This window comes from Lederbergia graminis, assembly GCF_042655485.1.
GTDB lineage: Bacteria > Bacillota > Bacilli > Bacillales > Bacillaceae_C > Lederbergia > Lederbergia graminis.
This window is the reverse complement of the sequence record NZ_JBHSMC010000005.1, coordinates 85,885-109,953: the sequence shown is the minus strand read 5'-3', so window position 1 is coordinate 109,953 and position 24,069 is coordinate 85,885. Positions and strand designations below refer to the sequence as shown.

18 protein-coding genes and 1 other annotated feature are annotated in these 24,069 nt (G+C 34.2%); of the genes, 13 read left to right on the top strand and 5 right to left on the bottom strand.

The window, feature by feature from the left end:
- Nucleotides 1-8 precede the first annotated feature (8 nt).
- Entirely contained in the window at nucleotides 9-1,259 is a 1,251-nt protein-coding gene (locus ACFPM4_RS06695; RefSeq protein WP_382349301.1) for an ATP-binding protein, read from the bottom strand.
- A 41-nt stretch (nucleotides 1,260-1,300) separates the two neighbouring features.
- Nucleotides 1,301-2,542, bottom strand: a complete 1,242-nt coding sequence (locus ACFPM4_RS06690; protein WP_382349298.1) for an ATP-binding protein — start codon at nucleotides 2,540-2,542, stop codon at nucleotides 1,301-1,303.
- Between the two features lie 132 nt (nucleotides 2,543-2,674).
- Between ACFPM4_RS06690 and ACFPM4_RS06685 the strand changes: the two genes are divergently transcribed.
- The 3 genes from ACFPM4_RS06685 to ACFPM4_RS06675 all read left to right on the top strand — a co-directional run bounded on the left by ACFPM4_RS06685 (nucleotide 2,675) and on the right by ACFPM4_RS06675 (nucleotide 6,309).
- Entirely contained in the window at nucleotides 2,675-3,793 is a 1,119-nt protein-coding gene (locus ACFPM4_RS06685; protein ID WP_382349295.1) for a CAP domain-containing protein, read from the top strand.
- 186 nt (nucleotides 3,794-3,979) lie between these two features.
- On the top strand, nucleotides 3,980-5,920 hold the full coding sequence (gene ltaS, locus ACFPM4_RS06680; protein ID WP_382349292.1) for a lipoteichoic acid synthase: 1,941 nt from the start codon (nucleotides 3,980-3,982) through the stop codon (nucleotides 5,918-5,920).
- 191 nt (nucleotides 5,921-6,111) lie between these two features.
- A complete protein-coding gene (locus ACFPM4_RS06675; RefSeq protein ID WP_382349289.1) occupies nucleotides 6,112-6,309 on the top strand; it encodes a hypothetical protein in 198 nt (65 codons plus the stop codon).
- A gap of 71 nt (nucleotides 6,310-6,380) precedes the next feature.
- Here the strand turns inward: ACFPM4_RS06675 and ACFPM4_RS06670 are convergent, their stop codons facing one another.
- Nucleotides 6,381-6,998 carry a YhcN/YlaJ family sporulation lipoprotein gene (locus tag ACFPM4_RS06670; RefSeq protein ID WP_382349286.1) on the bottom strand — a complete coding sequence of 206 codons (618 nt, stop codon included), beginning with the start codon at nucleotides 6,996-6,998 and terminating at the stop codon, nucleotides 6,381-6,383.
- A 107-nt stretch (nucleotides 6,999-7,105) separates the two neighbouring features.
- Here ACFPM4_RS06670 and ACFPM4_RS06665 point away from each other — a divergent pair, with 107 nt between their 5' ends.
- The 5 genes from ACFPM4_RS06665 to ccpA all read left to right on the top strand — a co-directional run bounded on the left by ACFPM4_RS06665 (nucleotide 7,106) and on the right by ccpA (nucleotide 13,774).
- Nucleotides 7,106-9,487: a DNA translocase FtsK gene (locus ACFPM4_RS06665; protein ID WP_382349283.1), complete on the top strand. Its 2,382-nt coding sequence runs from the start codon at nucleotides 7,106-7,108 to the stop codon at nucleotides 9,485-9,487.
- A gap of 376 nt (nucleotides 9,488-9,863) precedes the next feature.
- The gene (gene murC, locus ACFPM4_RS06660; protein ID WP_382349280.1) at nucleotides 9,864-11,183 is read left to right on the top strand and encodes a UDP-N-acetylmuramate--L-alanine ligase; all 1,320 of its coding nucleotides are present in this window, start codon (nucleotides 9,864-9,866) and stop codon (nucleotides 11,181-11,183) included.
- A gap of 281 nt (nucleotides 11,184-11,464) precedes the next feature.
- A complete protein-coding gene (locus ACFPM4_RS06655; RefSeq protein WP_382349277.1) occupies nucleotides 11,465-11,953 on the top strand; it encodes a DUF948 domain-containing protein in 489 nt (162 codons plus the stop codon).
- A 38-nt stretch (nucleotides 11,954-11,991) separates the two neighbouring features.
- The gene (locus ACFPM4_RS06650) at nucleotides 11,992-12,426 is read left to right on the top strand and encodes a YtxH domain-containing protein (protein WP_382349274.1); all 435 of its coding nucleotides are present in this window, start codon (nucleotides 11,992-11,994) and stop codon (nucleotides 12,424-12,426) included.
- A gap of 349 nt (nucleotides 12,427-12,775) precedes the next feature.
- Nucleotides 12,776-13,774 carry a catabolite control protein A gene (gene ccpA / locus ACFPM4_RS06645; RefSeq protein WP_382349271.1) on the top strand — a complete coding sequence of 333 codons (999 nt, stop codon included), beginning with the start codon at nucleotides 12,776-12,778 and terminating at the stop codon, nucleotides 13,772-13,774.
- A gap of 66 nt (nucleotides 13,775-13,840) precedes the next feature.
- On the opposite strand, the gene ACFPM4_RS06640 is transcribed toward ccpA, so the two are convergent.
- Nucleotides 13,841-14,482, bottom strand: coding sequence for a GNAT family N-acetyltransferase (locus tag ACFPM4_RS06640; RefSeq protein WP_382349268.1), 642 nt, complete (start codon nucleotides 14,480-14,482; stop codon nucleotides 13,841-13,843).
- A 141-nt stretch (nucleotides 14,483-14,623) separates the two neighbouring features.
- Nucleotides 14,624-15,904, bottom strand: coding sequence for a tyrosine--tRNA ligase (gene tyrS, locus ACFPM4_RS06635; protein ID WP_382349428.1), 1,281 nt, complete (start codon nucleotides 15,902-15,904; stop codon nucleotides 14,624-14,626).
- A gap of 35 nt (nucleotides 15,905-15,939) precedes the next feature.
- Nucleotides 15,940-16,178: a binding site (T-box leader), on the bottom strand.
- A 123-nt stretch (nucleotides 16,179-16,301) separates the two neighbouring features.
- Here tyrS and ACFPM4_RS06630 point away from each other — a divergent pair.
- The 5 genes from ACFPM4_RS06630 (at nucleotide 16,302) to ACFPM4_RS06610 (ending at nucleotide 23,908) form a co-directional block, all read left to right on the top strand.
- Nucleotides 16,302-19,211 (top strand): transglycosylase domain-containing protein, encoded by a 2,910-nt coding sequence (locus tag ACFPM4_RS06630; RefSeq protein ID WP_382349265.1) that lies wholly within the window; start codon nucleotides 16,302-16,304, stop codon nucleotides 19,209-19,211.
- Between the two features lie 213 nt (nucleotides 19,212-19,424).
- The gene (locus ACFPM4_RS06625) at nucleotides 19,425-20,120 is read left to right on the top strand and encodes a response regulator transcription factor (RefSeq protein ID WP_382349262.1); all 696 of its coding nucleotides are present in this window, start codon (nucleotides 19,425-19,427) and stop codon (nucleotides 20,118-20,120) included.
- Nucleotides 20,117-21,121: an ATP-binding protein gene (locus ACFPM4_RS06620; RefSeq protein WP_382349259.1), complete on the top strand. Its 1,005-nt coding sequence runs from the start codon at nucleotides 20,117-20,119 to the stop codon at nucleotides 21,119-21,121. The genes ACFPM4_RS06625 and ACFPM4_RS06620 overlap by 4 nt, the downstream gene beginning before the upstream one ends.
- Before the next feature lie 91 nt (nucleotides 21,122-21,212).
- A complete protein-coding gene (locus ACFPM4_RS06615; RefSeq protein WP_382349256.1) occupies nucleotides 21,213-21,968 on the top strand; it encodes an ABC transporter ATP-binding protein in 756 nt (251 codons plus the stop codon).
- On the top strand, nucleotides 21,965-23,908 hold the full coding sequence (locus tag ACFPM4_RS06610; protein ID WP_382349253.1) for an FtsX-like permease family protein: 1,944 nt from the start codon (nucleotides 21,965-21,967) through the stop codon (nucleotides 23,906-23,908). Before ACFPM4_RS06615 ends, ACFPM4_RS06610 begins: the two co-directional genes overlap by 4 nt.
- Nucleotides 23,909-24,069: the final 161 nt, after the last annotated feature.

Here is a 24,069-nt window from a genome sequence, read left to right as displayed (position 1 = left end):
TTGTACCATTATCCATGTACTTTTACACCAGGTAAGGTCAAATGAAAGCAGGTGCCTGCTCCTTCCTTACTTTCTACATGAATAGTACCACCCATTGCACGTACGATGCTATAGGAGACCATTAACCCAAGCCCAGTTCCCATATCACCTTTAGTTGAGTAATAGGGCTCACCTAAACGATCAATTTGTTCTTGATTCATGCCAATACCTGTATCTTTAATGCGAATAAATACTTTTTCTCCAACTGATTCAGTTTCTACAGTTAATATTCCGCCGCTGTTCATGGCTTCAATCGCATTTTTAATAATATTTACTAAACACTGATGTAGCCTTTGTTCATCTCCAACGACCCTTAAAGTATTGAGAAAGTTTGTTTTAATTTGTATAGATTGTAGACTGCTCATTAGGTGATACGAATCTAATACTTCTTGTAATACTTTTTCAATACTTATCGTCTCAGTAATATTCGTATTAGGAGATGAGAAAGTAAAGTAATCCTGTATCACTCTTTCCGCAGACTTCAGTTCAGTCTTAATGATAGATAAGTATTGATTTTCTTTTTCTTTATCTATGGAGCCTTCTCGTAAAAGTTGAATGAACCCAATAGCTGATGTAAGTGGATTTCGGATTTCATGTGATATAGCTGCGGCCATTTGCTCAACAGCTTCTAATTTTCTTGCTTTTAATACATGACGTCGTAGAGCATATATTTTGCACAATTCTTCCATGATAGAAGAAATTAACCCAACACCTAAAGGGATAATGACAAAACAAGCAAACCAAATATCTATGCGTTCATATGTTATGTTCAACAATTCTAACGGAACAATATGTAAAATACTCAAGAAAGATGTTAAAGCAATAGTAATAAAAACTCTATATCTCTTTCGTTTTAATACAAACCAAGGGGATAACCATCTGAAACATAAAGCCATACCACCATAAAATAACACCGTTATCCAAAAATCAATATTAAATCCATAAAAACCTCTGATAATAATAATAACAAGTGCTAATAAAGGGCCTAGTCCTGCATAAAGTCCACCAACGATAAATCCAACATTATTCAATCCAAGTAAAATACCATTGTGAACCTCGTATGTAAAAATACTGGATATAATGAGGCATGATAAAAAATATGCAGTTGTAATCTTCTTATTCGATTCATATTTATTTAATCGTTCACTCCATAGAATACAAAAAAATAATAATACTAATAAAAGCGATAAATTAAATAAGAAGTGAATGGTAAATTCCAAAGACAGCATCTCCTAATAGTACTTATAGATTTTTTTGAGAGTTACTTTCTGAATGTAAGTTGAAATAAAGTTCCTTTTCCAAGTTCGCTTCTTACATTAATAGTGCCTTTCATTGAACGTACTATATTATAGGAAACCATTAATCCAACTCCGGTTCCTTTTTCGCCTTTAGTTGAATAGAAAGGCTCGTCAATTCTAGAAAGCTGTTCCTTACTAATGCCAATTCCAGTATCTTCAATCATTATCGTAATTGTAGTTAATGTAGAAGTTGTTTCTATTGTTAAAACACCTCCATTAGGCATCGCTTCTACAGCATTTTTCATTATATTAACTAAACATTGTTGAAAATTTTGTCTATTTCCATTTATGCATCCTTTTGAGGATAAATTCGTATGTATTTGTATAGCATTTTGTTTTGTAAGAGGCTGCATTAATTTAATTAATTGAATTATTTCTTCATTCACATCTATTTTTTCAATAGATTGAATAGATGGTTTTGAAAACGACAAGTAATCCTTAATCACCATTTCAGCAGAAGTTAAGCTATCGTGAATGTTAGTCAAATGTTGTTTTTTATCATTTGAATCTAATGTTAAATTGTTAAGATTTTGGATATATTGAAGACTATTAGTGATTGGAATTTTAATTTCTTGAGATATAGCAGCCCCCATTTGTTCCAGTACTTCAAATTTTTCTGATTTAATTAATTCTTTCATTAATATAACGTTTTTATTAATGTGTTCAATCAGATAAGCAAGCATAGCAACACCAAGTGGAGGTACTATGATATACGCAGACCACACATCAATAATTCGATGTGGAGTACTGTCTATTTCTAAAAGTGCTAATATACCCAAACTTACAATGAAGGTAATTCCTGTGGAAGAAAGAATTCGATATTTCTCTGATAATTTTAGAAACAGTGGGGACAATTTCCAAATTACATAACTAAATATTGCGTAAAAAATGACACCAACATAGAATCCAAGATCTATCCCATGGAACCCGCGCATTGCAATTAGCAATAAACCCAAAATAGGACTTAATCTAAAATAAAGGCCACCAATTAGGAAAGGGATAATCCGTAGATCAAGTGCTATGTAATCACTTAATTCATACGCGAATAAATTACATAAGAGTAATGAAAGGATAAAGTATATTAAAAATGCTTTTTTGTATGACTCGATATTTTCTGTTATTTTAATCCATATAAAGAAAAGGAAAAGTAACACTACTAATAATGATATATTAAAAAGAAAGTGCATGATTAAATATTCCAACATTCGCCCTCCTTCGTATTTTTAGGTAAATCTTACTATGATTTGTAAGAATACACAATGGCTTTTTAATATTTAGAATTATGACACATCCGTTAGTCTCTAAAATAAAAATTTGAACAAGCAGGGGTGACTATTATGTCGAAAATAAAATATTTTTTTCCTATCATATTATTAGTAGGCGCCCTTTGGTATTTTTACGGAGAAGATTTTAAACAATCAGGAATAAATGGCGTTGTAAACGATATACAAGAAGACATGAAGAGGATACAAGAACACCCTACAATAAATGCAGTTGAAGAGAAGATCATACAACAATTTCAATTATGGAAAGATAAATTTTCCGATAACTCGGGTGTTGAAGATAATATAATAAGAGATAAAAGGCAAGCAGATCCCACTGAGAATCAATCCTTTTCTATGAACAATATTAGATTAGGTGATGAAAAAGCTGAAATAGAGAAAATAGTAGGTGCTCCAAAAAGAATTACTATGAATGAATATGGTGTCAATTGGGTGACATATCATAATAATTATCAAAATTTCATCATGATTGCATATGATAAAGAGGACAAGGTGGCAGGAATTTATTCAAACCAAGATTTATTATCATCTACAATGAACATTACATTTGAAAGTACAAGGGATGTAATTCTCGAAGCATATAAGCCGCTTACAAGTATTCAAAAGGGTTGGGTTCATTACCAATTTCAGCATAATGATGAATATGATATTTTTCGGGTGGATGGCAATTATGTAACAATATTCTATGATAAACATGAGAGTAATACTGTAACTGCAATACAAATAATTAGTAAAGAGCTGGAAGATCAGAAGAAGAAAATATTCGGAGAGCCAAATACCAAATTGATAGAAGGGTTTGAATATCAATTATTTGACCTGACGAATGCAACCAGAGTTAATCATGGTCTATCTATATTAAAATGGAATGAAGAAGTGATGAAAACAGCCCGTAAACATAGTAAGGATATGGCTGATAATAATTATTTTAGCCATACAAATTTGGATGGATTGTCGCCTTTTGAACGAATGGAGAACGATAATATTCATTATGTAATGGCAGGTGAAAACCTAGCATCCGGGCAGATTAGTAGTATTTATGCCCATGAAGGGTTAATGAATTCAATTGGGCATAGAGAAAATATATTACAAAAGGATTTTGAAGAATTAGGAGTGGGTGTTTCCTTTAATGATGAGTGGAGACCGTATTACACTGAAAATTTCTTGAAAAAGTGATATAATATATAGTGGATTTTTAACGACTTGACATTTTGTTAATACAGAGTATAATTTGTTTCTGATGTTTTTTATAACATCAAATTAGAGATTGTAATAGAAAATAATAGTTTAATTGGTTTAATTTTGACCTTTAATTTTCAATATAAATATGACATAATATCTTGCTAGAGGGTAGGTGCAAATATGAATAACCTTTTGATTAGATTCCAAAGTATTTTCAACAAATATATAGGATTTTTCTTTTTAGCTGTGCTATTTCTTTGGATAAAAACATACGCAGTACAATTAACACAGTTTAACTTAGGAGTTGAAGGAACATTTCAAGAGTTTTTATTGCTCCTAAATCCTTTAGGTTCTTCGTTATTATTTCTTGGCTTAGCATTTTTGTTTAAAGGTCGCAAAAAATATATAGCATTAATGATTATATATCTTTTGTTATCCATTATCTTATTTGCGAATGTTGTGTATTACCGCTCATTTACTGACTTTATAACTTTACCAGTATTAACACAGACACAAAATCTTGGTGATGTTAGCGGAAGTATTTTAACATTATTAAAGCCATCGGACATACTATTGTTTATTGACTTTCTTTTCTTAATGGGAATACTTGTATTTCGTTTCGTGAAAATAGAAAAGGAAGATATGAAACTTCGAAAAGTTGCGGCTTTGTTCGCATTATCATTGGCAATTATCAGTGCAAATATTGGTTTAGCTGAAACTGACCGTCCTCAATTATTAACTAGAGGATTTGATCGTAACTATATTGTGAAATATTTAGGTATGTACAACTATACAATATACGATGCAGTGCAAAGTACGAAGGCATCTGCACAAAGAGTTACAGCGAGCAGTGATGATATTACAGAAATTCTTAACTTCACAAAGTCTAATTATGCAGAACCAAATCCAGAATACTTTGGAATTGGTGAAGGGATGAACGTAATCTATTTTCACTTAGAATCTATTCAATCATTCCTAATAGATTACGAATTGCATGGAGAAGAAGTAACACCGTTCCTAAACTCTTTAACTAGAGAGGAAAACACAGTCTACTTTGACAACTTCTTCCATCAGGTCGCAGCTGGTAAAACTGCAGATGCTGAATTTATGATCGAAAACTCATTATATGGTTTACCACAAGGTTCAGCTTTTACAACGAAAGGAAGAAATGTATACCATGCAGCGCCAGCTATTCTAGGGCAACAAGGATATACATCTGCAGTATTTCATGGTAATGCAGGAAGCTTCTGGAATAGAAATGAAATTTATAAATCATTTGGTTTTAACCATTTCTTCGATGAGAAATTTTATGATATGAATCCAGAGGACTTAACTGATTATGGATTAATGGACAAACCGTTCTTTGAACAATCAAAGGAATTACTAGAATCATTACCACAACCATTCTATACGAAATTTATTACGGTTACTCATCATTATCCTTATCCGATAAGTGATGAAGATGCAACAATCGCGCCACATACGACAGGAGATAAATCTGTAGATAATTATTTCCAAACTGCTCGATATGCGGATGAAGCATTAGAAGAGTTCTTTACTTATCTAAAAGAATCTGGATTATATGATAATTCCATTATCATTATGTATGGTGATCACTATGGTATTTCTAAAAACCATAATGAAGCGATGAGCCAGGTATTAGGTAAGGAAGTTACAGAATTTGATAATGCTGCATTACAACGTGTACCATTATTCATTCGTGTTCCAGGAATGGAAGGCGGTATAAACCATAAATATGGTGCTCAAATTGACATTAAACCAACATTAATGCATTTGCTTGGTATTGATACGAGAGATTATGTACATTTCGGTACAGATTTATTCTCTGATGAACATGATGAATTAGTACCATTTAGAAATGGTGACTTCGTAAGCCCAACTATTACTAGTGTTGGTGACAAGTACTATGATTCTAAGACTGGTGAATTATTAGAGGAAGATATGTTACAAGAAGCAGAAAAATATCGTGAACTTGCACAATACAAATTGGCACTTTCAGACCATGTTGTAAATGGTGATTTATTACGCTTCCATACACCTAAAGGTTTCGAACCAGTCGATCGCTCAAAATATAATTATCAAAAACAAGAAAATGAATAAAACAAAAGCTGTCTAGGAGTAATCCGATGACAGCTTTTTTCTTAGCGCGACTGAATATAGCTTATTGTAATAAAACTTGAGAAATAGATTTTTTGTAGATGAGTATTTTACTAGTATGAATTTCTTGAAAAAATGAAACAATTCATATAGTACTTCGTATATAATGTAATAGTGAATGGAGGGGCGAGATGATGAGTAATAAGGATAACGAAACAAATGAATTGTTATTAAAAGAAATAAAACAATTAAATGAAAAGATTTCTAAGTTAGAAACAGATATAGAGGATATTAAATTTTTCACTCCGAAACCCATTCTTAATACAGAAACAATTGGTACGATTGGTGGATTAATACTCGGAGCGCTTGTCATAATAGGTATATTTTATTAATTAAAAGGCTGCCGAAAAACGGACAGCCTTTTATTGTGAATTGTAAAACTAACTGTAAATAAGTCCGTTTATTAACGCGAACTAGGGAAGATTCGCCGTATGGTGTTGTTGAATTCTTCAAAGAAGCCACTAACTGGTTCGCCATTATTTAAATCATTTCTATATCCGTGCATACGCTCATAAAAATCAGGGTTTTCTGATACATAAACGTGATCAAGATTTTTATCGACTTTTCGAGCTTTATTAGCTATTTTCTCTTCAATATTTTTTGTGAGTTCGTTACGGGAGTCATTCGTTAATTTAACAGCAATATACGCATTCCTTCTTGTAACAAGAACATATGCATTGTCTACTTCTTTTAATTGGGCGACTGCATCAGCAATGTCGTCTGCAACATCAATGTCATCGGCAACATCGATATTATCAGTAGCTTGATTACCATTATTCACATTCATGGGATATTTTGCATTAAATCGATCATTACCTGTATAGTTACTATTGTAATTGTAGTCAGTCCAATCGCTAGTATTTTGAACTCCATCATAATGGCCATTCTGTGGGGGCGGAGAACTATCGTACGCAAATTCATTATTGTTACCATTATTTGTCCCACATCCAACAAGCATAAGTGAGACAAAACTGCTATATATTATGGGCTTAATTATCCTCAAGATGATCCTCCTCTTCACAAATGATTCTTTAATAATGTTCCAAAAGACTCAATTTTTATGCTGTATTTTTGATATAATAAGGCAGTTAACAACTTTAGGAAACTGCATATAGAAAGAGGGATAATATGTCCTGGTTTAGAAAGGTTTTTTCGAAATTTCTAGATAGTGAACACGAAGAAAGTCAAACAAGTTACGAGAATAAGCAATTACAAAATAACAATCACATACCTAAAATGAATACAAAAATGACATACCATTATCCGAAAGGAAATTTTCGGTTTCCATTAATTGAAGATGAACCAAAGCGAGAAAGACAATCAATCCAACAGAAACCCGATAATCAACGAAATACGAATAGAAGTGCAAGCTATAATAGGCAGCCTAATCGTTATTCTTCGCCACCTCAAGTAGATGATGGCGAAAGACTCCCTAAAACATTAGGGAAGGAATATCCTGAATCTGTGTTTCAAAAGAAGGATAGACGACCAACTTCAAATAAGATAGAATCAAAATCGCGGCAACCATTTCGACCTTCAACAGTTCCGTCACCGATATATGGATTTAATGATCCAAGAAAAGCAAAACCTTTTTCTGTAGATGAAAATCCTTTATCACAACAGATGGCGGAGAGTGAGACAGAACAAGAAAATAATTTGGATACTCATGAAGTGGTACATATTCCTGAAGCTTCAACTGTTCCTGAACATGTACACCAAGATGAAACAGAAAAGGAAGTACAGTATGAGAGTAGCGAGGAATTTGTAACAGAAGAAAAAAATGAGCCCGTTATTAATGAAATGGAACTGTCTTCAAATCAGGATGATGTAATGAAAGAGGAATCGAAAGAGTCAAATCCTACAAATCTGACTGACATGAAACAGAAGAAACCGAGAAGAAACATGCCATTTAACGTATTAATGTTGAAACAGGATCGAAAATCTTTTCAAGAGCGTCAAAAGAGTAGACAAGAAACAAATGAAGAAGTGAGCCAAAATGTGCAACAAGGTTCACAACAATTACAACAAGCGTACAAAGAAGCGATTAATACGGAAGTTGCTGCTTCGACTGACGTAACAGATAAGACGTTAGAGTCTTATGTATTTCCACCTATTCAGCTATTGCATCCACCTGTTGCGAAAGCTGAAAATAAGCAATGGATCGCGGAGCAAACCGAACTCCTAGATGAAACATTACAAAATTTTAATGTAAATGCATATGTTGTAAATGTTAGTCAAGGACCATCTGTTACAAGGTTTGAAGTTCATCCAGAGCGTGGTGTGAAGGTAAATAAGATAACAAATTTGAGTGATGACATTAAATTAAGTTTAGCTGCAAAAGATATTCGAATGGAGGCACCTATACCTGGGAAGAGAACAATTGGTATTGAGCTTCCTAATCATGAGAGTAGACCGGTTCAAATTAGTGAAATTATTAACGACGAAACATTTCTATCAAGTGAATCGCCATTAACCGCAGCGCTTGGTTTAGATATTTCTGGTACACCAGTTGTGACAGACTTAAAGAAAATGCCACATGGCTTAATTGCCGGTGCTACTGGTTCTGGTAAGAGTGTTTGTATTAATTCAATATTAGTTAGTCTTTTATACAAAGCAAAACCTGAAGACTTAAAATTATTGCTAATTGACCCGAAAATGGTAGAGCTCGCTCCATATAATCATATCCCCCATTTAGTAAGCCCAGTTATCACTGACGTTAAGGCAGCGACTGCAGCTTTAAAATGGGCCGTTGATGAGATGGAACGCCGTTACGAATTATTTGCGCATGCGAGCGTAAGAGATATTAATCGATATAATATAGTTGCTACAGAAAATGGGCAGCATCATGAAAAACTTCCTTTTATTGTAATAGTTATCGACGAATTAGCAGATTTAATGATGATGGCACCACATGATGTAGAAGATTCAATCTGTAGGATTGCTCAAAAGGCACGGGCATGTGGGATCCATCTAATTATTGCAACACAACGTCCATCTGTTGATGTAATTACGGGATTAATAAAAGCGAATGTGCCAACAAGAATTGCTTTTTCGGTCTCCTCACAAGTGGACTCTCGTACAATAATTGATATTAGTGGTGCAGAAAAGCTTTTAGGTCGAGGTGATATGTTGTTTTTAGAAAGTGGTTCTTCCAAACCAGTTAGACTTCAAGGAACCTTTGTTTCTGATGAAGAAATTGATCGGGTGATAGATTTTGTGCGTAATCAAGGAGAGCCTAATTATTTATTTGAACAAGAGGAATTACTTAAGAAAGCTCAAATTCAGGAAGATGAAGATGAGCTATTAATGGACGCTTGTGATTTTGTTGTTAATCAAGGTAGTGCTTCTACCTCATTATTACAACGAAATTTCCGTATTGGTTATAATCGTGCAGCTCGACTAATGGAGATGTTGGAAACACAAGGAATTATTTCAGAACCAAAAGGAAGTAAACCACGAGATGTTCTTATTAATCACAATGAATTAGAAAAACTGAAGGAGACGTTATAACTTCAGTAATGAAGCTAATCAGCTTTAAGGTAGCTACCGTGTAAATGCTTCAAAAGATGGGTATATACTTAGATAACTAATAAAATACCATGTTAAAAGCACATATATTCACAAGAAGCCTATAATGTTGTATAAGGTTATCTTTATGCCTGAAAGACCTTATCCATCTGGTTGGCAGTAATTACAACTATTAGGCATTCGATCTTAATAAATGATATAATGGCACAATACGAAAAAAAATATGTAAAAACATATTCATGTTTTTACATACAAATTAATTCTCAGAAAATAATAATGAATAATAAAACATAGTGATTTAGCAAATCTAACGTAAAATCATATTATAAAAATGACAGCCGAAGTTGGAGGTTCGATTATGACAGTATACCATTTCGTAGGTATCAAAGGATCTGGAATGAGTGCACTAGCGCAAATTCTTCACGATATGGGATATAAAGTACAAGGTTCCGATGTGGAAAAATACTTTTTTACCCAAGCAGCACTTGAAAATTTGAATATAACTATTTTACCTTTTCAACGAGAAAATATAAAAGAAGGTATGACAGTAATAGCGGGGAATGCTTTTCCTGATACACATGAAGAAATTGAAGAAGCAAGAAATAGAAATATTCCTGTTGTAAGATATCACACATTTTTAGGGGATTTAATGAAGAAATTTACAAGTATTGCAGTAACAGGATCTCATGGAAAAACGTCAACAACAGGTTTACTTTCACATGTGATGGGAGGAGCGAAACCAACATCCTATTTAATCGGTGACGGAACTGGTAAAGGGATAAAGGACTCTGAGTACTTTGTTTTTGAAGCATGTGAGTATCGTCGCCATTTTCTGTCCTATTCTCCAGATTATGCGATTATGACGAATATCGATTTCGATCATCCAGATTATTTTTCAAATATTGAGGATGTATTCTCAGCTTTTCAACAAATGGCGATGCAAGTAAATAAGGCAATTATTGCCTATGGTGATGACGAGCATTTACAAAAAATCCAAGCAGAAGTTCCTGTGATATTTTATGGTTTTAGTGAAAGGAATGATTTCCAAGCACGAAATCTACAGACATCTTCATCTGGAACAAAATTTGATGTATATGTTCGTAATGATTTTCATGACACATTTGAAATACCTTCCTTTGGAGATCATAATGTTTTAAATGCATTATCCGTAATCGCTCTTTGTCATTATGAAGATATAAACACAAATGTCGTAAAGAGATACTTAAAAACATTTCAAGGTGTAAAAAGAAGGTTTACAGAGAAGAAGGTTGGGAATCAAGTACTAGTGGATGATTATGCACACCACCCTGTTGAGATTAAGGCAACAATTAATGCTGCACGTCAAAAGTATCCTAATAGGCCAATTGTTGCAGTGTTTCAGCCACATACGTATTCAAGAACACAAACGTTCTTGGATGATTTTGCAGACAGTCTAAGAGGAGCAGATAAGGTATATTTATGTGAAATATTTGGATCTGCTCGAGAAATTAATGGCACACTGACAGTGAATGATTTAAAGAATAAAATACCTGGTGCAGAGTTAATAGTGGAAGAAGATACATCTCCATTATTGATGCAAAATAAAGGAATCCTACTATTTATGGGTGCTGGAGATATTCAAAAATTTCAATCAGCATATGAAGATTTATTAAGGCAACAATTGAAAAAAGCTCAATAATACATGTAGAAAAAGAGGTTAACCATTATTTCCTTGGTTTCACAAATAGACCAAGATAATGGCTTCCTCTTCTTTTCTTATGGTGATAAGTACATAATATTAGACACTATGAATAGGACTGAAATAAAAAGATAAACATAAATACATATTCCGACCATTTTCATATTTTAGTGTAAAAATGCAGGAAAATCAGAGTTTATGTAGAAGTATATCTAAAAGTTGTTTATCTTTTAAGTGAAAAGGGTAAAGTGGAATTGACAGATTTGGAGGTGCTGCAAAGGATGGAAATAATTTTATATTTAAGTGTAGCTTTAATCGCGATAGCATTTTTCATACTTGTAATTAGTCTAATTAAAACGTTAAAAGCAATGAAAGGCACGTTAGAAAGTGTTTCACACACACTAGACGGACTTGAAAAACAATTACAAGGAGTAACAGGAGAAACAACCATTCTGTTACATAAAACGAATGCACTAGCAGAGGATTTCCAAGGCAAAGCAGAAAAACTAGAAACAGTTGTAACTGCTGTACAGGATGTAGGAAATACGGTGCAAGAGCTAAACAACACGTTAAAAAGAGTAACATCATCTGTTGCTACTTCGATTGAGAAAAATCAAGATAAGGTTGGACAAGTAGTTCAGTGGACAGCCATTGTGAAGGAAATCAGGGATAAATGGTTTAGGGAAAAAAATCATTCAACCAAAGGAAGAAAAAATGTAAATACTGATACAACAGTTACATCACACCAACTAGAAACAGGTCGTGGTTAATATATTTTGAACAATACATTATTGGAGGATGAGGAAAAATGAGTAATAATCAAAATGGATCTACAAATTTTTTAACTGGTGTTATTGTCGGTAGTATTGTGGGGGCTGCAACAGCACTTTTGTTGGCTCCAAAGTCCGGTAAAGAACTTAGAAGCGATATTAATACACAAGTTAGTACAATAAAGGATAAATCAGGCGAATGGAAGGAAACCGTCATGGAAAAAGGGACGGAAATTTCTGCAACAGCGAAAGAAAAAACAGCACATCTTCGTCAAGTAGCAATGGAAACAGGTACAAATGTAAAAGATGCAGTTAAAGCGAAAGCAGAACAATTGAAAAGTACTGTAAAGAAATCCGATAATCATGATCAATCGGAAGAAGCAGCTGAACTTGCAGAGGTAGTTAATGAAGTTGCGGAAGAAATTAATAATGCAACTGTGTCTAATGAAGCTGAATTTGTTAAACAATCATAATAGCGGATGTTATATTACAGGTAGCAAAAAATGCTACCTGTTTATTGTATATAAAAAATTCCTTTAAATGAGCAGGAATATTATTACAAATTAAGTTTTTCTGTTATTATAGTATAAGAAGGTTTCTGGAATTACATTGTTAGTAGAATCTTCTAGGAATTACTTGCTTCCTTTTCCCAATTCTTTAATAATGATTGTGAAACAAATCACTAAATTTTGAGAAAATTGTCGAATTTAAGTGAAGTTTGCAGAAGGTTTTGCTGTATCTTATGATGATGTGAAGCAATACTAAGAAGGAACAGGTAAATTAACCATATAAATTTGATGTTAATTTAGGAGTGTGAATGGAATGAATATTACTATTTATGACGTTGCTAGAGAAGCTAATGTTTCTATGGCAACTGTTTCAAGAGTAGTGAATGGTAATCCTAATGTTAAACCCGCAACCCGTAAGAAAGTATTAGAAGTGATTGATCGACTTGAATATCGACCTAATGCAGTGGCACGTGGACTAGCTAGTAAGAAAACAACCACTGTTGGTGTAATTATTCCTGATATATCAAATATCCTTTATGCTGAACTTGCTCGAGGAATAGATGATATAGCTACAATGTATAAATACAATATTATTCTAAGTAACTCTGATCAAAACTTAAATAAAGAAATGTTGTTATTAAATAATATGCTTGGAAAACAAGTAGACGGCATACTATTTATGGGTGGAAATATAACGGATAAGCATATTGAGGAATTTAAACGCTCTCCAGTACCAATTGTATTAGCAGGTACGATGGAACAATCAGGTGTAATCCCGTCTGTCAATATTGATTATAGACAAGCTGCATTTGACGCTGTTTCTTCCTTTATCGAGAAAGGTCATACGAAAATAGCATATGCGATTGGACCTCTTCATAATTCTATTAATCAGGATGAAAAGCTTACAGGATATAAAGAAGCTTTAGAAAAGGCAGGGCTTGAATATCGTGAGGATTATGTCATTGAAGGTGATGATACTTACGATTCTGGTATCGAAACTTGGGCAAAATTAACAGAATTAGATGAAAAACCAACAGCAGTATTAGCTGGTAATGATGAAATGGCATTAGGTATAATGCATGGTGCGCAAGATCAAGGGTTGTCTATTCCTAATGATTTAGAAGTAATTTCATCTGATGATACAAGACTTACGTTAATGGTGAGACCTCAGCTCTCCTCTATAGTGCAACCGTTATATGACATTGGTGCAGTAGCGATGCGCTTATTAACAAAGTTTATGAACAAAGAAAAAGTGGATGAAAATAAAGTTATTTTACCACATCGAATTGAATTTAGATCAACAACAAAATAAGGAAATAACGGGCGGTGTACAGTGTGTAAATTATCTGTGCCCGTTATTTTTTTTGATGAAAGTGATTTAGTTCAAATTTTTACTATATTGATGCATAAATCTAAGACGATGGAATTGTTGAAGTGATTCTCTAGGAACTTGTTTACCTACTCTTACCATTAAACAATTAGCTGAATGGGACGTAATTTCAGGGTCATCTGTCTCACATAAACGTAAACCACCATGATGCATCAACTTTTCCATCATTTTTCGATATTCCCATATTGTTAAGTTCGTTCCTTTTAAATCCCAATGCCAATGATATTCAGTAGAGATAATAATATAGTTTTCCATTGCTTCATCCATCATGGAAACAGATAATAAGGATTTTCCAACTCCTGAGGCTCTAAAAAAGGGGATAACTTCAATTGCACCAAGCTCTATTAAATCCTTCATTTTTCCATGAGACCATCTTTCAAGTGGATGGGGATATAGAAAAGTTACATAACCTACAATTTGATTATCATTTCTAGCTATTATGATTCTGCCTTCCGGTAGCTTAGAAATCTCAATGAGGGCTTTATGTTGTAGATTGGCAGGTCGAAATGATGTTAAGTCTTCGTGAAAATCTAAAGAAGATAACAGGTCTGTTGTAATAGGACCTTCAATATGGAGGGGACCATTTATTGTTCTAACTTCTTTTGAATGATATGTCTTATTATGTTTCATTAATTAAGTATACCTCCCTCAGAGGCGGAAAGTTATATTAGTTCTTGCAGTAGATGAACACGTGTACATGAATAAAAGGTATAATTCTGATTAAAAGAATTATACCTTTGTTCATATACTATTTAGGTTTGTTAAAATGCCTTATTTATATTCAACTAAATGGTATTTTTTCTTCCCACGACGGATTACAGTGAATTTACCACCAATTTTGTCATTTTCCTCTAAGTTGTACTGTACATCTGTAACTCGTTCACCATTAATAGAGATTGCGCCATTTTGGATATCTTCTCTAGCTTGGCGTTTAGAAGAGGAGATTTTACCAGCTACGAGTACTTCTACTAATGCCATTTCATCACTGTCATGTTGATAGGATGGAACATCTTTAAATCCTTGTTCGATTTCATCTACAGATAAACTGCTAATATCTCCACTGAACAAAGCTTCCGTAATCTTAAGTGCTTGTTCAAGAGCGGCTTCTCCATGAATTAATTTTGTCATTTCTTCTGCTAATTTACGTTGTGCTTTACGTAAATGTGGTTCTTCATTCACTGATATTTCTAATGCTTCAATTTCACTTTTCTCTACAAATGTGAAGAACTTTAAGTACTTAATAACATCAGCATCTGCAGTATTTACCCAGAATTGATAGAACTCATAAGGAGTAGTCTTCTCTGGATCAAGCCAAATTGCTCCGCCTTCCGTTTTTCCGAATTTAGTACCATCTGCTTTTGTAACAAGAGGAATCGTCATTCCGTAAGCTTTAGCACCTTCTCCTGCCATTTTTCTAATCATTTCAAGACCTGTAGTGATGTTTCCCCATTGATCACTACCACCAATTTGCATTTTACAATCAAAATTTTTGTATAGATGGTAGAAGTCAATTGCTTGGAGAATAGTATACGTGAATTCAGTAAATGAGATTCCAGTATCTAATCTAGATGCGATAGTATCTTTCGCAAGCATGTAGTTAACACCAATATTTTTACCGTAGTCTCTCAAGAATGAAATTAAATCAATAGAACTTACCCAGTCATAGTTATTCGCCATGACTGCTCCATTTTCACCAGAAAAATCAAATATTTGTTCTAATTGTTTTTGAATCCCTTGGACATTTTTTTGAACTTGTTCAATAGTTTGGAGCTTACGTTCTTCTTTCTTTCCACTAGGGTCGCCAATAAGACCTGTTGCACCGCCTACAAGCACAATTGGTCGATGTCCGTGCTGCTGGAATCTTTTTAGCGTTAGAAACGGTAATAAGTGACCAATATGCATACTATCTGCAGTTGGATCAACTCCACAATATAAGGAGATCTTTTCTTTGCTTAACGTCTCTGCCATTCCTTCTGCATCTGTTTCTTGATATATAATGCCACGCCATCTTAAGTCTTCTAATAATTGTTCCAATGTTATCCCCACTTTCATGTTTTCGAGTAATAAAAAACGCCCCTTCGTATAAACGAAGGGACGATTATTCACCGTGTTACCACCCAACTTGGGAAAAAAAATTCCCCACTCCACATTTATAACGGTGATTTTCACCGTTTATCGCTAATAATAAAAACATGAAATATGTCATTATATTCACGATAAAAACTCAAGGAGGTAATTCATCAATCTGTATGTGCCGATTTGCACCAAACATCGGCTCTCTATACTACAGGGACAGTTGACTACTAATTCCTATCAAAGTTAAAATTATTCAATAATATATCGTATTTTAAACATAATTAAAGATGATTGTCAAATAGCGTTTGAAATTTTTTCTGACAACCCTTGTAAGTATGCTATAATAGGAATGATTTTTAGGGGGAATAAATGAATGAATATAAATTGGAATAAAGGTTGGGAGAGGTTGAAATCATCTATTTCAACACTTCGATATAAGCGAGTTGTCAAAGGATTACGTATTACATACGGAGTCGTTTGGAATCTTGTTTTGTTACTCGTTATTGTAGGGTTAATTGGCGGTGCTTTTGTAGGCGGAGTGGGTGCAGGTTATTTTGCATCTTTAGTGAAAGATGAAAAAGTAAGAGCAGAAGAATCAATGGTAAAAAATATTTATCAATATGAAGAAACATCTACTTTATATTTTGCTGATAATAAACCATTGGGTAAGTTACGATCCGACATTGACCGGGTTGAAGTTGCAATTGAAGATGTATCAGAACATCTGAAAAATGCAGTAATTGCTACAGAAGATGAATATTTTTATGATCATAATGGTGTTGTACCAAAGGCGTTATTCCGTGCAGTATTTCAGGAATTTACTAATTCAGCTGTTCAATCAGGTGGAAGTACATTAACACAGCAATTAATTAAAAACCAAATATTAACAAATGAAGTCTCCTTTGATCGAAAAGCTAAAGAAGTACTCCTTGCACTTCGTGTAGAACGGTTTATGGAAAAAGACGAGATTTTAGAAGCGTATTTAAATGTTTCGACATTCGGTCGTAACTCATCTGGGCAAAATATAGGTGGTGTACAAGCAGCAGCAAGGGGAATCTTTGGAATCGATGCAAAGGATTTGAATTTACCACAATCTGCCTTTATAGCTGGTTTGCCACAAAGTCCATTCAGATATACACCTTTTACAAATAAAGGTGAAGTAAAGGATGCTGAATATTTAGAGCCTGGGCTTAACAGAATGAAAACTGTTTTGAGTAGAATGTTGCGAGAGGGATATATAACAGAGGAAGAATACCAAGAAGCAATAAAATATGATATAACGAAAGATTTTATTCCGAAACAACCTAGAACCTTTGAAAAATATCCAGCCTTAACGTTTGAAATAGAAAAAAGAGCAGTCAAAGTGATGACATATGTACTTGCGGAACAAGATGGATATACAAAGGAAGATCTAGATGCGGATAATAAGTTATATGAGAAGTATTCGACATTAGCAAACCGAGATATACGCCAAAATGGGTATAATATCCATTCAACAATTAAAAAAGAAATATATGATATACACCAGAAAACGAAAGATGCTTATAAAAATTATGGACCAACATATAAAACAAAAAGAAAAAATCCTGAAACTGGAGAAATTGAAACTGTAGATGATCCGGTGCAAATTGGTGGGATTATGATTGAAAATAGCACTGGGAAAATTTTGAGTTTTATTGGTGGACGTGATTTTGAATTAGAGCAAATGAATCACGCTACAGATGCAAAACGTCCAAATGGTTCTACAATGAAGCCATTACTTGTTTATGCACCAGCATACGAGCTAGGAGCTGCTGCACCGGGATCAATCGTAGCTGATTTACCATATGAGATTCCGATTCCTGGTGCAAAGCCTTATACGCCAAATAACTTTTCTGTAGGAAGATTTTACGGGCTTATTACGACTAGGTATGCACTGGCAAAATCATATAATGCCTCTGCAGTTGCAACATATATGAGGATTTTAGATCAAAAGCCTGCAAAATACTTAGAAAAAATGGGCTTTACGAGTGTAACACCAGAGGAGTATACGTATCCATCACTTGCTCTTGGTGGTATGACAAATGGTGTAACTGTTGAAGAAAACACGAATGCATACACTACCTTTGCCAATGGTGGTAAATTTGTGGATGCTTACATGATTGATAAAATTACAGACAAAGATGGTAATGTTGTTTATGAACATAAGGTGGAGCCTGTGGATGTGTTCAGTCCACAAACAGCCTATTTAATGTTAGATGTTATGCGGGACGTATTTAAATACGGTACTGCAACAGCTATACCAGGTATGTTAAATTTTAAAACAGATTTAGCTGGTAAAACTGGTACATCCAATCAAGCGAGGGATTCATGGCTTGTTGCTTCTAATCCAAATGTTACATTTGGAACATGGATTGGATATGGATCGAATAGAAGCCTAACAGTTCCAGGAAATAGCGAGAGCTTCCGAAATTATCAAATATGGGCAAATTTAATGAATGCAGCACATGAAGTAGCTCCAGAAATAGTCAATGGGGAAGAGCGCTTTAAAATGCCTGGTGGAATCGTCAATAGATCATATTGTTCCGTTTCGGGTATGTTGCCATCGGATGCTTGTACGAAAGCTGGTCTTATTAACACTGACATTTTCAATGCGAAATTCGTTCCTGATAAAGCAGATGATGTGCTTGGTAATGGTCGCTATGTAGCGATTGGCGATAAGAAATACATGGCACTCCCGTCTACACCAGAAGAATTTACGAAGCCAGGAATGTTAATAGATCCGGAATTTATTAAAGAAATTTCACTAGGTTATGTAAAAGATTTTTCTCAAATAATTCCAAAAGATAACAAGTGGAAAGACATCTTTGTTGCAGATGCCAAAATAGAAGATGATGGCTCAGCACCTGCTACTGTGAAAACGTCAGTTCAGGATGGCAAAATCAAATGGGAACCTTCCTCTAGTAAAGATGTAGTTGGTTACCGAGTATATTCTGAAGCTGGAGACAAACTAGCAGCAATTACTGCTGACGCAGATCTTGCTTTCAATGGAGGAAAAGGTCGTTACTACGTTGTTGCAGTTGACATCGCTGGTACTGAATCAGCACCATCTAATGTTGTTGGTGAAGAAGAAACAGTTGAAACGACAAACCCTGACGATGATAAAGGGAAAGATGAAGATAAAAATAATGGAAATAACGAAAATAGAGGAAATAACGGTAATAATGAGAACAGAGGCAACAATGGAAATGAAAATGGAAACAATCGTGGAGAACATGGCAATACAGAAGATATAGAAGATTAACATTTACCCTCCGAACAGATTTAAGTTTGGAGGGTTATTTTTTTACATAAATATATAACAGGAACTATTCGATTTGAATTAGAGGAATTTCCTTTAAAATTATTAATAGGAGAAATATTGATAATAAAAATTACCAACTTTCATTTGGTATAATAAAAGTATTATAGGACATAGTCTCGTCGCGAATGTCCAACTGAAAGAAATGGTGATATTGTGTTTAAAATCCTGTTAGTTGAAGATGATATTACGTTATATAAAGAAATGAAGGAACGGCTTTCACAATGGTCGTACGATGTGTATGGTGTTGAGGATTTTAACAACGTGATGAAGGAGTTTTCGACTATTCAGCCAGATCTTGTCATTATTGATATTCAATTACCGAAGTATGATGGTTTTTACTGGTGTCGTATGATTCGAACGTATTCAAAGGTTCCCATAATTTTTCTATCATCTAGAGACCATCCGACAGATATGGTTATGTCCATGCAGCTTGGTGCAGATGATTTTGTACAGAAGCCGTTTCATTTTGATGTACTCATTGCAAAGATTCAGGCAATCCTAAGGCGAGTATACAACTATAGTCTTGAGCATCAAATTCAGCTGAAAGTTTGGAATGGAGCTTCTGTAGATTACGTAAAGAATACCGTGCAAAATAAGGTCGGCAAGATAGAGTTGACGAAAAATGAAATGTTTATTTTAAAAAACCTAATCGAGCATGCGAACCAAATTGTCAGCCGCGAGAAACTTATCAAAAGTTTATGGGATGATGAACGCTTTGTAAGCGACAATACCTTAACAGTAAATGTGAACCGATTAAGAAAACGACTAGAAGAAATTAATCTTGGTCAATATATTGAAACAAAAGTTGGACAAGGATACATGGCAAGAGAAGAGGATGCCTCGAAATGATGAAGAAATATCTGTTAGAAAGGTGGAGTTGGATTCTACTATTCTTTTTTTTTCAAGGTATAATCCTGTTAATCGGGTATCTGGATCCATCTCTTTCATTTCAATCTATGCTATATATTGTATTGTTGTTTTTTGTCATTTTTATTATATTTTTTGTTATTCAATATAATCGAGAAGTGCTATTTTATAAAAATATGGAAGAATGGGACCCCAAAATTGGTATTGAAAATATTCAGGAAGGAAAGACACCATTTGAAAAAGTGATAGAATCTACTATCAAACAGCAACATTCTTACTATATAAAAGAAATAAGTAATCATGTAACTAGTGTCGAGCAGGAAAAGGATGAGTTATTATCATGGATTCATGAAGTGAAGACACCATTAACAACGATAAAATTAATGCTTGAAAGAATAGAAGATGACAAATTTAAAGAACAATTATTGTCTGAATGGTTGAGAATACATTTGCTTCTCGATCAACAATTGCATCTTCGTCGAATTCCTTTAATGGAAAACGATCTTTTTATTGAACGAGTCCATTTGGAAAAGGTAATTGTTTCAGAAATACGTTCCTTGCAAACATGGTGTTTACAAAAGGGTATTGGGTTTGATATGTCATTAGAGGCTCCTGAAGTTTATTCTGACGGGAAGTGGCTTCAATTTATTGTACGACAAATTCTATCCAATGCGGTTAAGTATAGTGAAAATGCTGAGATTGAAATACATAGTTATCAAAAAAATGGTGCGGTAGTTCTGGAGATACAAGATTACGGACGGGGAATAAAGGAGAAAGACCTACCGCGCATTTTTGAAAAAGGCTTTACCTCCACAACTAATCATCGGGATCACGCAGCAACAGGAATGGGCCTATACCTTACAAAAAATGCAGCAAAACCGTTGAAAATTAAGATTGATGCCCAATCTAAGTATGAAGTAGGAACAAAGATTACGTTGACCTTTCCGAAAAGCAATGACTTTATTAAGCTAATAAGCATGTGACAAAAATGTCACATGCTTTCGTGTTTTGTTCGCCAATTCGAAGGAAAAAGGACATAATCCCATCTAAAATAAAGTTAAGGAGTTGATAAGATTGAATATATTAGATTCTAATAAAATAGTAAAAACGTACGGAAACAAGTGGAACCGCCAAGAAGTGTTAAAAGAAATTGATATAGAAGTGAAAAAGGGAGAGTTTGTCGGGATTATGGGTCCCTCAGGTTCTGGTAAAACAACTTTGTTAAATGTGCTTTCCTCTATTGACCGTGTGAGTTCAGGTTCAATTCGAGTGGATGGGAAAGAATTCACGAGTATGAATGATAAGGAACTAGCAGAGTTTCGAAAACGCCACCTCGGATTTATTTTTCAGGAATATCATTTATTAGATACTTTAACAGTCAAGGAAAATATTATGCTCCCACTAACTGTCAATAAGTTTTCCAAAAAGGTCGCACAAAAGATGTTTGAGGGTGTGGCGCAGGAATTAGGAATATTGGAGTTACAGGATAAGTATCCAAATGAAATTTCTGGTGGTCAAAAGCAACGGACTGCAGCTGCACGTGCTTTCGTTCATGAACCTAGTATTATTTTTGCAGATGAACCTACAGGAGCCCTCGACTCGAAATCTGCCTCAGATCTATTGAATAAATTAAGCGACCTTAATGCAAAACGTGAATCCACTATTGTGATGGTCACACATGATCCACAAGCAGCAAGCTATTGTAGCCGAGTTATTTTTATTAAAGATGGACAGATATTTACGAAATTGAATCGTGGCGAGGAGCGCAGACAGGATTTCTTTAACGATATTATTAAGACACAAGCTGTATTAGGTGGGGTAGGGGTATGAGCTTCAAAAATCTCATCTTTCGAAATTTAGTAAAGAACATCAAAAACTATTATTTGTACGTTTTTGCACTTATTTTTAGTGTTGCCTTGTATTTTGCATTCTTGACCCTACAGTTTGATCCATCGATGGATGCTGCGGAAGGATCGATTAAAGGGGAGGCAGCGATGAAAGTTGCGGCCGTTATGCTAATCGCTATCGTCATAGTATTCCTGATCTATGCGAATACGTTGTTTATCAAGCGTCGTGGCAAGGAAATTGGATTGCTCCAGCTAGTTGGAATTTCTAAAAGAAAAACTTTTTGGATATTAAGTGTTGAAAATATGATTCTTTATTTTTGCTCGATGATTGTTGGAGTGTTTATCGGATTTGTGTCTTCAAAACTAATGTTAATGATTTTATTAAAGGTTATCGGGATTGAAGAGGTGGCAACATTGCGGTTTTCCACTGAGGCACTTGTTCAAACCGTCATTGTATTTGCCGTTATATATGTGATAATCATGGTCAAAAATGCGTTGTTTATCAAACAACAGCAAATCATATCCTTGTTCCATACAACTTCAACTTCTGAGGAGACAAAACGGAAGGTTTCTGTATTAGAAGTTATCATGGGTATTTTAGGAATTGTGCTCATTATATTTGGTTACTATTTATCAACAAAATTATTTAATGGTCAGTTTACTACAATGGAACTAATGTTTATGGTAATGGTAACAATCCTTGCCTCGGTAATTATAGGAACATATTTCTTTTACAAGGGCTCCATTCGGTTTATTTTTAATCTGATTCGTAAAAAGGATAATGGATATCTGTCGGTTCATAAAGTGTTGTCCTTATCATCAATTATGTTTCGAATGAGATCTAATTCGATGCTGTTAACTGTGATTACGACTGTCTCAGCATTGGCGCTCGGGTTATTATCACTCACTTACATTTCATATTATTCAGCTGAAAAAACAGCGATAGAGTCTGTAGTCAATGATTTTTCTATTCCTAACGAGGAGCGTGCAAAACAATTTTCTAATTTACTGGAAGCTGAACAAATTAGTTATACCAAAACGGAGATTGACTTGATGAATGTGTTGACGGATTTATCTAATGTCTTGGAAGATTCAGAAAAACGACAAGGATCAGACAATCTAAAACTACCAATGACAGTGATATCGGACCGTTTTGTTGAAGGAATTGATGTGGCAGAGCAGGAATCTGTGTTTATCAATGGTAATACAGCTATACAATCTCTGATGACCTTTAAAAAAGGGTTATTCACGATGTCCGGGAAATCAAAAAAATTTGAATTAAACTTTATAAAATATGAAGATAAACGCTTACTTCCAATGCGAATAACACTTGGTGGGTTTCCAGTAGCAGTTGTGGATGATACAGTATATCAACAATTAGCTGCGGATTTTGACCCAGAAGTCAAGAATGAGTTTTCTGTTTATGTCGGTTTTGATATTGATAAAAGCTCAGATCTAAATAAAGCTAATCAGATCTTCAATGATCTAAACTTAGGTCAATGGGCGGGGCATGAATCGCAATTAGACGCATTTATGAAGCAAAAAATGATAATGGGTTTAATTATGTTTATCGTCGGATTTCTGGGATTAACTTTTTTAATTACATCTGGTTGCATTCTTTATTTTAAGCAAATGGATGAAGGGGAAGAGGAAAAAGATAGCTATACAATTTTACGTAAATTAGGGTTTACAACAACAGATTTATTAAACGGGATTAAGGCGAAACAATTGTTTAATTTTGGTATTCCGTTAATTGTAGGGCTATTCCATAGCTACTTTGCGGTGAAATCTGGTTGGTTCTTTTTTGGAACCGAGCTCTGGACACCAATGATTATCGTGATGGTGTTCTATACTTTACTCTATTCAATCTTCGGGATCTTATCATTAATATATTATAAAAAGCTAATAAAAGAAGCTTTGTAATGTATGAGGTTATACAAAACGATTTGAACTAGATGTAAAACCAACCAATAATCGTATAGATGATAGAAAAGGACCGAACTATGTAATCAATTGATAGTTCGGTCCTGCTTTGTTAAAGTCTCTTACTATTACATCTTTTTGTAAGAAGTCATACTTGATTA